This is a genomic window from Streptomyces sp. SID4985 (assembly GCF_009863025.1).
In the GTDB taxonomy this organism is placed as follows: domain Bacteria; phylum Actinomycetota; class Actinomycetes; order Streptomycetales; family Streptomycetaceae; genus Streptomyces.
In genome coordinates, this window is record NZ_WWIR01000683.1 from 1 (window position 1) to 12,317 (window position 12,317).

The 12,317-nt window shown below is 72.4% G+C and carries 12 protein-coding genes; 6 read left to right on the top strand and 6 right to left on the bottom strand.

What is annotated here, in order from left to right; all coding sequences use genetic code 11:
* The coding region (locus GTW40_RS29995) for an ROK family protein (protein WP_161183280.1) at nt 1–385 on the top strand (385 nt) is incomplete at its 5' end.
* Nucleotides 386–406: 21 nt separating this feature from the next.
* Here the strand turns inward: GTW40_RS29995 and GTW40_RS30000 are convergent.
* The 4 genes from GTW40_RS30000 to GTW40_RS30015 form a co-directional block, all read right to left on the bottom strand.
* On the bottom strand, nt 407–982 hold the full coding sequence (locus GTW40_RS30000; RefSeq protein WP_161183281.1) for a L,D-transpeptidase: 576 nt from the start codon (nt 980–982) through the stop codon (nt 407–409).
* 96 nt (nt 983–1,078) lie between these two features.
* Nucleotides 1,079–1,429 carry a hypothetical protein gene (locus GTW40_RS30005; RefSeq protein ID WP_161183282.1) on the bottom strand — a complete coding sequence of 117 codons (351 nt, stop codon included), beginning with the start codon at nt 1,427–1,429 and terminating at the stop codon, nt 1,079–1,081.
* A gap of 249 nt (nt 1,430–1,678) precedes the next feature.
* The gene (locus tag GTW40_RS30010) at nt 1,679–2,782 is read right to left on the bottom strand and encodes a peptidoglycan-binding protein (protein WP_161183283.1); all 1,104 of its coding nucleotides are present in this window, start codon (nt 2,780–2,782) and stop codon (nt 1,679–1,681) included.
* A gap of 354 nt (nt 2,783–3,136) precedes the next feature.
* Nucleotides 3,137–5,167, bottom strand: coding sequence for an NPCBM/NEW2 domain-containing protein (locus GTW40_RS30015; protein WP_161183284.1), 2,031 nt, complete (start codon nt 5,165–5,167; stop codon nt 3,137–3,139).
* A gap of 196 nt (nt 5,168–5,363) precedes the next feature.
* Here GTW40_RS30015 and GTW40_RS32855 point away from each other — a divergent pair, with 196 nt between their 5' ends.
* The gene (locus GTW40_RS32855; protein WP_202486600.1) at nt 5,364–5,555 is read left to right on the top strand and encodes a hypothetical protein; all 192 of its coding nucleotides are present in this window, start codon (nt 5,364–5,366) and stop codon (nt 5,553–5,555) included.
* Between the two features lie 128 nt (nt 5,556–5,683).
* Nucleotides 5,684–6,724 carry an NUDIX hydrolase gene (locus GTW40_RS30020; RefSeq protein WP_161183285.1) on the top strand — a complete coding sequence of 347 codons (1,041 nt, stop codon included), beginning with the start codon at nt 5,684–5,686 and terminating at the stop codon, nt 6,722–6,724.
* 137 nt (nt 6,725–6,861) lie between these two features.
* Here the strand turns inward: GTW40_RS30020 and GTW40_RS30025 are convergent, their stop codons facing one another.
* The gene (locus tag GTW40_RS30025) at nt 6,862–8,217 is read right to left on the bottom strand and encodes a dipeptidase (protein ID WP_161183286.1); all 1,356 of its coding nucleotides are present in this window, start codon (nt 8,215–8,217) and stop codon (nt 6,862–6,864) included.
* Between the two features lie 185 nt (nt 8,218–8,402).
* Here GTW40_RS30025 and GTW40_RS30030 point away from each other — a divergent pair, with 185 nt between their 5' ends.
* On the top strand, nt 8,403–9,656 hold the full coding sequence (locus GTW40_RS30030) for a geranylgeranyl reductase family protein (RefSeq protein WP_161183287.1): 1,254 nt from the start codon (nt 8,403–8,405) through the stop codon (nt 9,654–9,656).
* 94 nt (nt 9,657–9,750) lie between these two features.
* On the opposite strand, the gene GTW40_RS30035 is transcribed toward GTW40_RS30030, so the two are convergent.
* Entirely contained in the window at nt 9,751–10,209 is a 459-nt protein-coding gene (locus tag GTW40_RS30035) for a nitroreductase family deazaflavin-dependent oxidoreductase (RefSeq protein WP_237525832.1), read from the bottom strand.
* Nucleotides 10,210–10,335: 126 nt separating this feature from the next.
* Here GTW40_RS30035 and GTW40_RS30040 point away from each other — a divergent pair, with 126 nt between their 5' ends.
* Both GTW40_RS30040 and GTW40_RS30045 read left to right on the top strand, forming a co-directional pair.
* Nucleotides 10,336–11,034 carry a TetR/AcrR family transcriptional regulator gene (locus tag GTW40_RS30040; RefSeq protein WP_161183289.1) on the top strand — a complete coding sequence of 233 codons (699 nt, stop codon included), beginning with the start codon at nt 10,336–10,338 and terminating at the stop codon, nt 11,032–11,034.
* A 153-nt stretch (nt 11,035–11,187) separates the two neighbouring features.
* Nucleotides 11,188–12,317 (top strand): sensor histidine kinase (locus GTW40_RS30045; RefSeq protein WP_202486601.1); only part of this gene is annotated, 1,130 nt, incomplete at its 3' end.

The window sequence follows — 12,317 nt, forward strand, 5'->3', positions numbered from 1 at the left end:
CAACATCGCCCGCCGCGCCCTGGAACAGGGCTGGCAGCCGGGCCCCGACGGCGACACCTCCGCCGTCGCCGTCGCCGCGGCCGCCCGCGCGGGCGACCCGGTCGCCGTCGCCACCTTCGAACGCGCCGCCCAGGCCCTCGCCGCCGGCATCGCCGCCACCGCGACCCTCGTCGAGATCGACATCGCCGTGATCGGCGGGGGTGTGGGCAAGGCGGGCGACGTTCTGTTCGCCCCGCTGCGCAAGGCGCTCGCGAACTACGCGACGTTGTCGTTCGTTCAGCGGTTGACGGTGGCGCCTGCGCAGATGGGGACGGACGCGGGTCTGGTCGGCGCCGCGGCGGCCGCGCTGGCCCGCAGGCCGGACGCGACCGCCGCCGGGGTCTGAGCGCTGTCCTTCTGAGTGGTGTCAGTTCACCACGCGCAAGTGGGTCGGCCAGCCGTAGCGGTCCAGGAGCCGGAACATCTTCACGATGTCCTCCGGCTTCAGCTTCACGCAGCCGTTCGACTTGTAGTCACCGGCCCCGTCCCAGCGACGGGGCTCGGTGCGCCCCTGGGTGCCGTCGCGGTTCATCTCGGAGTGGATGAACATCTGCGTGCGCTTCGCCTTGCCCGAGGAGCACTTCATGTCCTCCAGGTAGACGGCGAAACCCTTGATGCGTTGGCCGTTGTACGTGCGGTACTTGTTCCGGATCTTCCAAGTGCCGTTGGGCATCCAGCCCTTGCCGATCGCACAGTCGTTCTTGATCTCCTTGCCGTTGCCCGAACCGGCCCGGTAGGCGGCCAGGGGCTTCGTGCCCCGGTAGACGTTGAGCCGGGAGTTCGTCGGGTCGTTCGGGTTCTTGTCGAAGACCAGGGTGGTCGCCCCGGCCGCCGAGGGCGCCTTGGCGGGACTCTGCGCGACAGCGGCCGGGGCCAGGCTCAGCGTGGCCACCACGGCCCCGGCGATCACAGCACCGCGCAGGTGACGTCCGTTGCTGTTCATGTATGTCCCTTGTTCGTTCCGTACGACGTTCGTTCCGTACGACGCGTGCGTGGATGACGTGGGGGCGGGCGCCGAGGCCCGCCCCCCGGTCCGCGGTCAGACGAGGGCCAGGCGCCCCTCCGCCTTGTTCGTCTTGGTGAACTTGTAGGAGAACTGCTTGCGGGTGCCGGAACCGCACGCGGTCGGGCGCTCGGACTTGCCGTTACCGGCGTTGATGCGCACCACGGCGCACTTGCCGTCCGCGCGGGTGTCCTGGACCCAGCCCGACATGACCACGTCGCGGCCAGAACAGCGAATGCTCCAGTGAGCCTCCGCCCCGCCGATCAACGGGGACGAGGAGGACGGGCAGGCGCTCGCGCTCGCATGGCCGGCCGCGCCTACGGCGAGCCCACCGGCGAGGACGACGGCCGAGGCGACGGACGTGAGGATCTTGCGGACAGCGGACATGGGTGCCCCCTTCGGGCGACGTGCTGACAGGAAGCGGACCGGACGAGGACGTGGAGGTGTCCGCCCACCGAGGGGCGGGCCGTCCTGGAGCGCCGGTCGCGGAATCAGCATGGCCGGGACGGCCGGGCGGAAGAAGACCATCCCGGCGGTTTGTCCAGGCACATCGATGCAGCCTGCATGATGGGGACCTGACCTGCTGTTATGTCCTGATGCACGGAGCCTGTGCGGCGGTGTGCCCCAATCGGGCTCTCACTCCGAGGCGGAAGGCAGCGGAACCACGGTCCGCTGGTAGTCCGGCGCATGGGCCGGCGGGAGTTGCTTCACCAGGAGCGCCAGCCAGGTGTTCTTCTCCACCCGGCCGGTCGCGCGCAGGCCGTGCTCGTGCTGGAAGTGCCTCACCTGCTCGGCGGTCTCCGTGTCGAACCTCCCCGAGACCGGCGTGTCACCCCGGTTCACATTGGCCAGAAGCTCCTGCACGGCCCGCACCTCGTACGATCCGCTGCCGAGCTTGACGTCCATCACCAGCCGCGGCCAGGTGAGCCCGCCGACCTTCCCGTCGGCGGGAATCTCCTCCCTCCGCTGGAACGTGATGGCCGCCTTCCGGGTGTCCTCCCCGAAGAAGCCGTCGGTCGGCACCCGGTAGCCGCGTGCCCTCAGCAGGTACTGCAGCGCACGGCCCCGGGCGAAGCAGTCCTCGCCCACGCGCAGAAGGGGCCATGTGTACGGGCCCTGGCTCGCCGGGGCGGCACCGGCCGGGCCGTTGGCCATGGTGACGTGGTCCTGGGCGGAGAGCTGGCGGTGGACCACCATTCCCGCGGTGAACGCGAGCACCATGGCCGCCGCGATCAGGACCGGCGGGAGCCACGAGGAGTGGAGGCGACCGAGGGTGCCCACTCTGTCCTTCCCGCGGGTGGTCGCGTGCCCCTTGCCGAAGGCGGAAGCGGCTGCTTCGCCCGGGACGGCGGCGCCCATCGGAGTCCCACCGTCCGCGGCGCCCGCTGGACTCCCGCCGTCCGAGGCGCCCGCCGGTGCGGCCCTCCGCTGACGGCTGTTCTCCCGCTGCGCGGCCCGGCACAGCGCCCGTGCCTGTTCCAGCTCCGCCGCCGGGGCCCGCAACTGGGCGTGCAGCGCGTCGATCACCCGCAGAGGAGCGGCCGACAGGTGTTTCGGGTTCAGGTAGCGCGACAGCGTCGTCTGGTCGACTCCCAGCCGCGTGGCCAGCGCCTGCTGGGTGGGCCGGGTGCCGCCGGAGGAGCTGCCGGTCTCCTCCCACCATCGGCGCAGCAACAGCGCCAGCCGTACCCCCGCGCTCGACTCCCCGTCCGGGCCACCCCGTTCATGCGTCCGGTCCATGTCTCTCCCCGTCGTCCTGCCTGTCGTCGTCCTGTGCGACAGCTGGGCCCGAGTCGCGTCCGCATGACGGCATAACAGGAGGTCAGCCCTGTGCATGACGGCAGGCATCGACGCGTTGGCCTCGGCGCCGCAGATCGTAACGACGTGATCGCGGCACCGGGCACCACCGCTCGCGGACAGGGCGCGACACCGGACCGGTCGCGGATGATCAGGCGCCGCGTGGCAGAGCCGCCGCCCCCGGCCGGACTGCGGCAGGGGGCGGCGGCCCGTGTTCACCCGGACGAGTGGACAGGGCGGTGCGGTACCGCGACGGTCGGCTCACTCACAGGGAGGACCGCGGTGAAGTCCCGCTTCTCAGCAGCTCACCCGCACATCCGCCCAGTCCGCATGGTCCGAGTCGATGCCGTCGCCGCCGTCGGTGACGACGAGGCGTACGACCCGGGCGCCGGTGACGTCGGCGGTGAGCGGCTGGGCGGGGAGGGTGTTGGTCAGGACGTCCGTCGAGGCGGCCTTCGTGTCGTCCGCCCAGATTTCGAAGGCGACGGTGCCCCGGGTGCCCTTCTCGTCGTCCACGCCCACCTCGGCGGTGATCTTCGTGCACCGGGCGCCCGTGTAGTAGGCGATGTCGCTGGGCGCGTGGGTGCCGAGTCCCTTGGCGTAGACCACCGAGCCGATGGTGAGCGGGTTGCCGTCGCCCGCCGCGCTCTCCCCGTTGCTGGTGTCGCGTTCCACCGGGCCCCAGCCGCCGGTGGCCGACATCCAGGGCAGGTCGCTCAGGTACGAGGTGCCGGACGGGGGCCGTACCACCACGTCGGCGGTCAGGGGGAGTACGTCGGTGACCTGCGTTCCGGCGGCCGAGCGGTAACTCGCGCGCAGGGAAAGGACGTAGGGGCCGGTGGGGGTGCCCTCCGGGGCCGTCACACGCCATCGGGTGCGCAGGGAGCGGCCCGGTGCGAGCGACCCGGCCCGGGTCGGGGATTCCGCGCGTACGCGCCATCCCTCGGGGCCGGTCAGGGACACCGACACCCGGTGGGCCGTCGTACGACCCAGGTCGGTGAGGGAGGTCGTCAGCGTTGCCGGTGTGGCCGCCTCTATCAACGGCTGCTCGGTCAGGCCGAGTTCGGTGGCCGGGGGATGGGCCGCCCAGTGGCCGTCGGCCGACACCCGCAGCAGGACGGTGCCGTGGGCCGGGACGGTCGCGGCGATGGTGCGCGCCGTGTTGAGGCTCCGGTGTTGCCACAGGTCCCGCTGGGTGTAGGCGGCCGCCTTCGGCAGGCCCACGGCCGAGGCGCTGGTGGCGATGTGCTGGGCGGTCGCGGACTCGTTGAAGAGGGCGACCGTCCGGCTGCCGTCCGCCATCTCCTTGGCGACGACCCACCGGCCGCCCTCGGAGGAGACGACCGTGCCCTGGCGGCCCAGCGGGTCCTGGTCGACCGCGATGACCTCCTTGTTGCCGAGGATGTCGAGGGTCTCGGAGGACGCCTTGCGCAGATCGGTGCCGATCAGCAGCGGTGCGGCCATGATCGACCAGAGGGAGAAGTGGGAGCGGTATTCCGTGTCCGTCATGCCGCCGTTGCCGACCTCCAGCATGTCGGGGTCGTTCCAGTGGCCCGGACCGGCGTAGGGCGCGAGGGGCAGGTTCTGCTTGAGGATCGACAGCATCGAGCCCCAGTTGTCGCTGATGTCACCGGTGGTGCGCCAGAGTTGGCCGACGCCGCTCGCCCACTCCCAGGGCTTGTTCTCGCCCCATTCGCAGATGCTGTAGACGATGGGCCGCCCGGTGGCCCTGAGGGCGTCGCGCATGGTGCGGTAGCGCTGGCGGGCGTCGACACCCTGGTTGTTGCAGTTGTCGTACTTGAGGTAGTCGACGCCCCACTCCGCGAACTGCCGTGCGTCACTGGCCTCGTGGCCGAGCGCGCCGGGGAAGCCCGTGTTGTCGCAGGTCTTGGTGCCCGCGCTGGTGTAGATGCCGAGCTTGAGTCCCTTGGCGTGGACGTAGTCGGCAACTGCCTTGATCCCGTGGGGGAATCGGACCGGGTCGGGCACCAACTGCCCGTTCGCGTCCCGGTTCGGGAGCGCCCAGCAGTCGTCCAGGTTGACGTACTGGTAACCGGCGTCCTTCAGGCCCTTGTCGACGAAGAGGTCCGCGATGCCCTCGACCATGGTCTCGTTGAACTCGGCCCGGCAGTGGGTGGAGTTCCAGTTGTTGAAGCCCATGGGAGGGGTCGGGGCGAGGCTTTCGTCCGCGGCCACGGCCGGACTTCGTAGGGGAGTCGCGGCGGCGGGCGCGGTGAGCGCGGCCGCGCTCACCAGCAGCGCGGCGGCGAGCGCGCCGACCGCTGTGACGCCGGATCTGCGGGATCTGTACGTGTGGGGGTGACGCATCGTCCACGTTCCTCCGACTCGCGTGCGCGGGTGACGGCATGTTCGTGTCAGCAGTGCGCGATTACGGTAGAACGTGTGGGACTGTGTTGGAAGCCTCGTGACAAACGGGTATCGGCCGTTCGGTTGTGTGGGTTTCGGTGCGGGCTTCCTGGGTGGATCCGCGTGACTCCTCGGCGCTCCGGCAGTTGATCAGGTCATGAAGAAGCGCAGCATGCTCGCCATCGCCAGCCTCGCCACCGGATTCGTCGTGGCCGCCATCACTCCGTCCCACGCGCACGAGGACGGCGTGGTCAAGGATCTCAGGGTCACCGACACCCTGGGCACGGTCGACCACCTCGTCAGCCAGGAGAGCCTGGACCTGGACGAGGGCACGCTCGGCACGACGTGACCCCCCCCACGGCGCCGGTACCCCGCGAAAGGGGTGCCGGCGCCGTGCTGTGCGCCCTCAACTGGGCGTGGTTTCCGTGGCAGGGTGGAACGGGCAAGCCCCAGGGGGCCAACACAAGAGGGGGAACCGTGACCGTCGTCTGGATCAACGGCGCGTTCGGTGCGGGGAAGACCACCACCGCACGGGAACTGATCGAACTGATCCCGAACAGCACGCTCTTCGACCCCGAGATCATCGGCGCGGAGCTGTCCCGCCTGCTGCCCGCCAAGCACCTGGCCGAGGTGGGCGACTTCCAGGACCTGCCGATCTGGCGCCGTCTGGTGATCGACACGGCGGCCGCGATGCTCGCCGAACTGGGCGGCACGCTGGTCGTGCCGATGACCCTGCTGCGCCAGGAGTACCGCGACGAGATCTTCGGCGGCCTCGCCGCCCGCCGCATCTCCGTGCGCCACCTGGTCCTCGCCCCGGCCGAAACGATCCTGCGCGCGCGGATAGCCGGCCGGGAGGTACCCCCGGACCCCGACGGCGAGATACGCGTGCGCCAGTGGTCCTACGACCACATCGAGCCCTACCGCGCCGCCCTCGCCTCCTGGCTCGCGGCCGACGCGTATCCGATCGACACCGGCTCCCTCACGCCGTACGAGGCGGCCCTGCGGGTCACCGAGGCCGTCGGCAGCGGCGCGGCCCGCCCCTGCGACATCGTGCAGACCCCCGAGCCCACCGCCGAGACCCTGGCGGCCGGGGTGCTCCTCTTCGACGAGGACGACAAGGTGCTCCTCGTCGACCCCACCTACAAGCCCGGCTGGGAGTTCCCCGGCGGCGTGGTCGAACCCGGCGAGGCCCCCGCCCGCGCCGGGATGCGCGAGGTCGCCGAGGAGACCGGCATACGGCTGCGCGAGGTGCCCCGGCTGCTCGTCGTCGACTGGGAACGCCCCGACCCGCCCCGCTACGGCGGCCTCCGCCTCCTCTTCGACGGTGGCCGCCTCGCCCCGGCCGAAGCCTCCCGCGTCCACCTCCCCGGCCCCGAACTCCGCGCCTGGCGCTTCGCCTCGGAACACGAGGCCGCCGCCATGCTCCCCCCGGTCCGCTACGAACGCCTCCGCTGGGCCCTGCGGGCGCGCGAGCGGGGGGCGGCGATCTATCTGGAGGCGGGGACGCCGGTGGGGTGAGTGGCCTGTGGGGCACTGTGCCTACGCGTCAGAAACCTGGGCACGGCTCCACCGGGAAGGGGACGGTCCGTCCCGTAGGCACCCAAGGGAACGGCCCCCGGCGGCGTTCAGCGCCGAGGGCCGTACAAGAGGGCGGGTCAGTTCGCCGCGTACTCCTGGAGGAACAGCGCCTCGGCGATCGAGAGGCGCTCCAGTTCCTCGGGGGAGACGCTTTCGTCGACCGCGTGGATCTGGGCCTCGGGCTCGCTGAGGCCGATCAGGAGGATCTCGGCCTGGGGGTAGAGGGCGGCGAGGGTGTTGCAGAGGGGGATGGAGCCGCCCTGGCCGGCGTACTGCATGGTCTCGCCGGGGTAGGCGGCGGCCATGGCGGTGGCCATCGCCTGGTAGGCGGGGCTGATGGTGTCGGCGCGGAAGGGCTGGCCGCTGCCGATCTGCTCGGTGGTGACCCGGGCGCCCCACGGCACGTGGGTCTCCAGGTGGGCCTGGAGCAGCTTGGACGCCTCGGTGGCGTCCGTGCCCGGCGGCACCCGGAGGCTGATCAGCGCGCGGGCGCTCGACTGCACCGACGGGGTGGCGCCGACGACCGGCGGGCAGTCGATGCCGAGGACCGTGACGGCGGGACGGGCCCAGATGCGGTCCGCCACCGAGCCGTCGCCGATCAGGCCGACCCCGTCGAGCACCTTGGCGTCCGAGCGGAACTGCTCCTCGGTGTACTCCAGACCGTCCCAGTGCTCCGCGGCGGCGAGGCCGTCCACCGTGGTCGAGCCGTCCTCTGCGCGCAGCGAGTCCAGGACCCGGATCAGCGCGGCGAGCGCGTCCGGGGCGGCGCCGCCGAACTGGCCCGAGTGCAGGTTCCCGGCGAGGGTGTCGACCTGGACGCGGACCAGCGTCATGCCGCGCAGGGTGCTGGTCACGGTCGGCAGGCCGACGCGGAAGTTGCCCGCGTCGCCGATGACGATGGCGTCGGCCGTGAGCAGCTCGGGGTGCTGCTCGGCGTAGCGCTCCAGACCGCCGGTGCCCTGCTCCTCCGAGCCCTCCACGATCACCTTGACGCCGACCGGGACACCGCCGTCCGCCTTGAGGGCGCGCAGCGCCAGCAGGTGCATGATCAGGCCGCCCTTGCAGTCGGCGCTGCCGCGTCCGTACCAGCGGCCGTTCCGCTCGGTCAGCTCGAACGGCGGAGTCGTCCACGCGGATTCGTCCAGCGGCGGCTGCACGTCGTAGTGGGCGTAGAGGAGGACGGTCTTCGCGCCCTCGGGGCCGGGCAGGTAGCCGTACACGGACTGGGTGCCGTCCGGGGTGTCGAGCAGTGCCACGTCGGTGAAGCCCTCGGCGCGCAGCGCGTCCGCGATCCAGTTCGCAGCGCCCTCGCTCTCGCTCTTCGGGAACTGCGCGAAGTCCGCCACCGACTTGAAGGCGACCAGCTCGGTCAGCTCCGCCTTGGCGCGGGGCATGAGCGAGGCGACGGTCTCGGCGACCGGAATCGACGGCATGGGGCACGCTCCTCGTGGGTGCGACGCTGTTTACGCGACGTTGAACTGCTGGGATACCCCCGATCCTCCCACAGTGGGCCTCGGCGGTGATCGCCGTAGGATGCCGGATGACATGGGTTTCCCCGCTCCGGTGCGGCCGGGAGCCCGGGAGAGCGGCATCGGCTGGATCGGAGCGGTAGACCATCGTGAGCGGCGAGAACTCTTCGGCGGACGGCGTGCAGCGGGTCTGGGACGTCGTCGTGGTGGGCGCGGGACCCGCGGGGGCCTCGGCCGCCTACGCGGCGGCGGTCTCGGGACGGCGGGTGCTCCTGCTGGAGAAGGCCGAGCTGCCCCGCTACAAGACCTGCGGCGGCGGCATCATCGGCCCTTCCCGCGACGCGCTGCCGCCCGGCTTCGAACTGCCCCTCAAGGACCGGGTGCACGCGGTCACGTTCACGCACAACGGCCGCTTCACGCGCACCCGGCGCTCCCGGCAGATGCTGTTCGGGCTCATCAACCGGCCCGAGTTCGACCAGCAACTGGTCGAGCACGCGCAGAAGGCGGGCGCCGAACTGCGCACCGGCGTCACCGTGCAGCGCGTCGAGCAGCACGGCTCGGCGGTACCGGACCGGCGCACGGTCGCCGTGGTGCTCCAGGGCGGCGAGACCGTGCTGGCCCGCGCGGTCGTCGGCGCCGACGGCAGCGCCAGCCGGATAGGAGCCCACGTCGGCGTCAAGATGGACCAGGTCGACCTCGGCCTGGAGGCGGAGATCCCGGTGCCGGACACCGTCGCCGAGGACTGGAAGGGCCGGGTGCTCCTCGACTGGGGCCCGCTGCCCGGCAGTTACGGCTGGGTCTTCCCCAAGGGCGACACCCTGACCGTCGGCGTGATCTCCCGCCGCGGCGAAGGCGCCGCCACCAAGCGGTACTTGGAGGACTTCGTCGCCCGGCTCGGCCTCGCCGGGTTCGAACCGAGCGTCTCCTCCGGGCACTTGACCCGCTGCCGCGCCGAGGACTCCCCGCTCTCCCGGGGCCGGGTGCTGGTCTGCGGCGACGCGGCCGGGCTGCTGGAGCCCTGGACCCGCGAGGGCATCTCCTTCGCGCTGCGCTCGGGGCGCCTCGCGGGGGAGTGGGCGGTGCGTATCGCCGAGGCCCACGACGCGGTGGACACCCGCCGCCAGGCGCTGAACTACGCCTTCGCCGTCAAGGCCGGCCTCGGCGTGGAGATGAGCGTCGGCAAGCGGCTGCTGGCCGCGTTCGAGCGCCGTCCCGGGCTGTTCCACGCCGCCCTGACCGGCTTCCGCCCCGCTTGGAGGGCGTTCAGGGACATCACCAGCGGCGCGTCCTCGCTCGGCGAGATGGTCAGGTCCCGCCCGCTCGCCCAGCGCACCATCGCCTTCCTCGACCGGGGGCACGCGGCGGACCTGGCGGACGCGGACGAGGACCTCGTCGATGGGTGACGGGCAGCCGATGAGTGACACGCAGCCGATGGGTGACGGGCGGCCCATGAGTGACGGGCGGCCGAGGACGCCGTGACCGGCGCCGAGGACCTCGTCAGTCCGCGACGGTGATCCGGAACACCGGATGGTCGGGGGCGGCCGCCAGGATCTCCGCGTCGGAGGACTTGGCGGTCACGCCCGCGAAGTACGCGTCCACCTGCCAGCCCCAGCGCTCCAGGTAGGTCCGGACAACCGCGACCTTCTCGGCGTCGGGCAGCTCCACCGCCGTGAACGTGCGCACCTTCCGGCCGACCCGCAGCTCCCCGCCGCCCGCCGCGCGCATGTTGCGCACCCACTGGGAGTGGCCGCGCGCGGAGACCAGGTACCGCTCGCCCTCGTAGGTGTGCGGGTTGACCGGGATGCGCTGCATGACGCCGCTCTTGCGGCCCCGCACCGACAGCTCGGCGCTGCCCGCGAAGCTGAGTCCGTGCCGGGCGAGCCAGCCGATGACGTTGTTGAAGCGGACGGTCATCGGACTGCCCTGGATGTAGTACGGCGACGGCGAAGACGACATGACGACCCCCATGCTGTGGGAGAGCGGTGCTCTCGCTTTCCTTCAGTGTGCCGAGAGCGGTGCTCTCGCGCAAGAGCGGTGCTCTCTTTTGTGGGCACCGCTCTCGTTCCATGGCAGACTCGTCGCATGAGCAGCACACAGGGCGCCCGCGCGCGGGCCAGGACCGAGGTCACCGCCGCCATCAAGGACGAGGCCCGCAGACAGCTCGCCGCCGAGGGCACCGCCAAGCTCTCCCTGCGGGCCGTGGCACGCGAGCTGGGCATGGTCTCCTCCGCGCTCTACCGCTACTTCCCGAGCCGCGACGATCTGCTCACCGCCCTGATCATCGACGCCTACGACTCCCTCGGCGAGGCCGCCGAGACCGCCCACTCGGCCCTCCCGGACGACACGGCCCCGCTGCGCCGCTGGACCACCGTGTGCGAGGCGGTACGGGCCTGGGCGCTCGACCACCCCCACGAGTACGCGCTCATCTACGGCTCACCCGTGCCCGGCTACGCCGCGCCCCCGACCACCGTCCCCGCCGCCTCCCGGGTCGGACTGCTCCTCGTCGGCATCGTCGGCGAAGCCCACCGGGACGGCACCGGCACCCCGCTCCCGCCCCTTCCCGCCGAACTGCGCCCCGAGGCCGAACGCCTCTCCGCCGACATCTCCCCGGCCCTGCCGCCCGAGGCCGCGCCCGCGCTGGTGGCGGCCTGGTCCCAGCTGTTCGGGCTGGTCGGGTTCGAGGTGTTCGGGCAGTTCAACAGGATGGTGACCGACCGCGCGGAGCTCTTCCGGTACGCGGCGGGGCGGCTGGGGGAGGGCGTGGGACTGACGGGGGCGTGAGGGCCCCTCGGCCCGGTCTCCCCGGTCCCCCCGTACTCCCCGGCCCGGTCTCCCGTACTCCTCGGGGCCGCTTGCCGTACTCCCCCGGGAGTACCCGTGATCACCACGCTCGGCCGACGCCCGCGCACCCCGGCGGCGTCTAGCGTGGCAGGCATGGAAGAGCAGCACGGACCCGGGTGGTGGCGGTACGGACCGCCCTGGTGGCACCGGAACGACGGCGACCCCTGGTCCGGTACCCGGGCCACCCGGTGGCCCTGGCTCTCCACCGTGCTCATCACCGCCGTCGTGCTCGCCGGATCGTCCTTCGCCGCGCACGCCCAGCCACACCGCGAAGCGCCGGACGTCGCCGGGCGCGTGCTGCTGGTCGCCGCCTCGGCCGTCCTGCTGTGGCGGCGCCGCCATCCGGTGGCCGTCGCCTTCGCCACCTCCGTCATCACCCTGGCCTACCTGGCCGCGGGCTACCCCTACGGGCCCGTGTTCCTGACCGTCGCGGTCGGCTGCTTCAGCGCGGCCGTGGCCGGGCACCGGCGTGCCGCGTGGGCCGCGCTCGGGCTGCTCTGGGCGGGCCATCTGCTGATCGCGCTCTGGCTCTACCGCTACCTCCCGCCGGCCGGGGACTCCGGTGCGAGCGCCGGACAGGAGATCGTCGCCGCCACCTGGGTCGCGGCCGTGGTCGCCGTGGCCGAACTGGCCCGGGTCCGGCGCGAACAGTGGGCGCGCGAACGCGCGGACCGCGCCCGCGCCGCCCAGCGCCGCGCCGACGAGGAACGGCTGCGGATCGCCCGCGAACTGCACGACGTGCTCGCCCACAGCATCTCCGTCATCAACGTCCAGGCCAGCATGGGCCTCGCGCTTCTCGACAAGGACCCCGAGCAGGCCCGCACCGCGCTCACCACCATCCGGGCCGCCAGCAAGGAGGCGCTCGGCGAGGTGCGCCAGGTCCTCGACACCCTGCGCGCCCCCGGAGCCGCCCCGCGCGCCCCCGCTCCCGGCCTCGACCGGCTGCCCGAACTCGTCGAGCAGGCGGCCACCGCCGGACTCACCGTCGAGGTCCGGGGCGAGCCCCCGAGCCTGCCGCCCGGCGCCGACCTGGCCGCCTTCCGCATCCTCCAGGAGGCCCTCACCAACGTCGTACGCCACTCGGGCTCCCGGCACGCGCGCGTACGCTTCGAACAGGGTGCGCACGAGCTGCGCCTCACCGTGGACGACGACGGGCCCGCCACCGGCGCCGACGCGGGCGGCACCGGCAACGGACTCGCCGGGATGCGCGAGCGCGCCGCCGC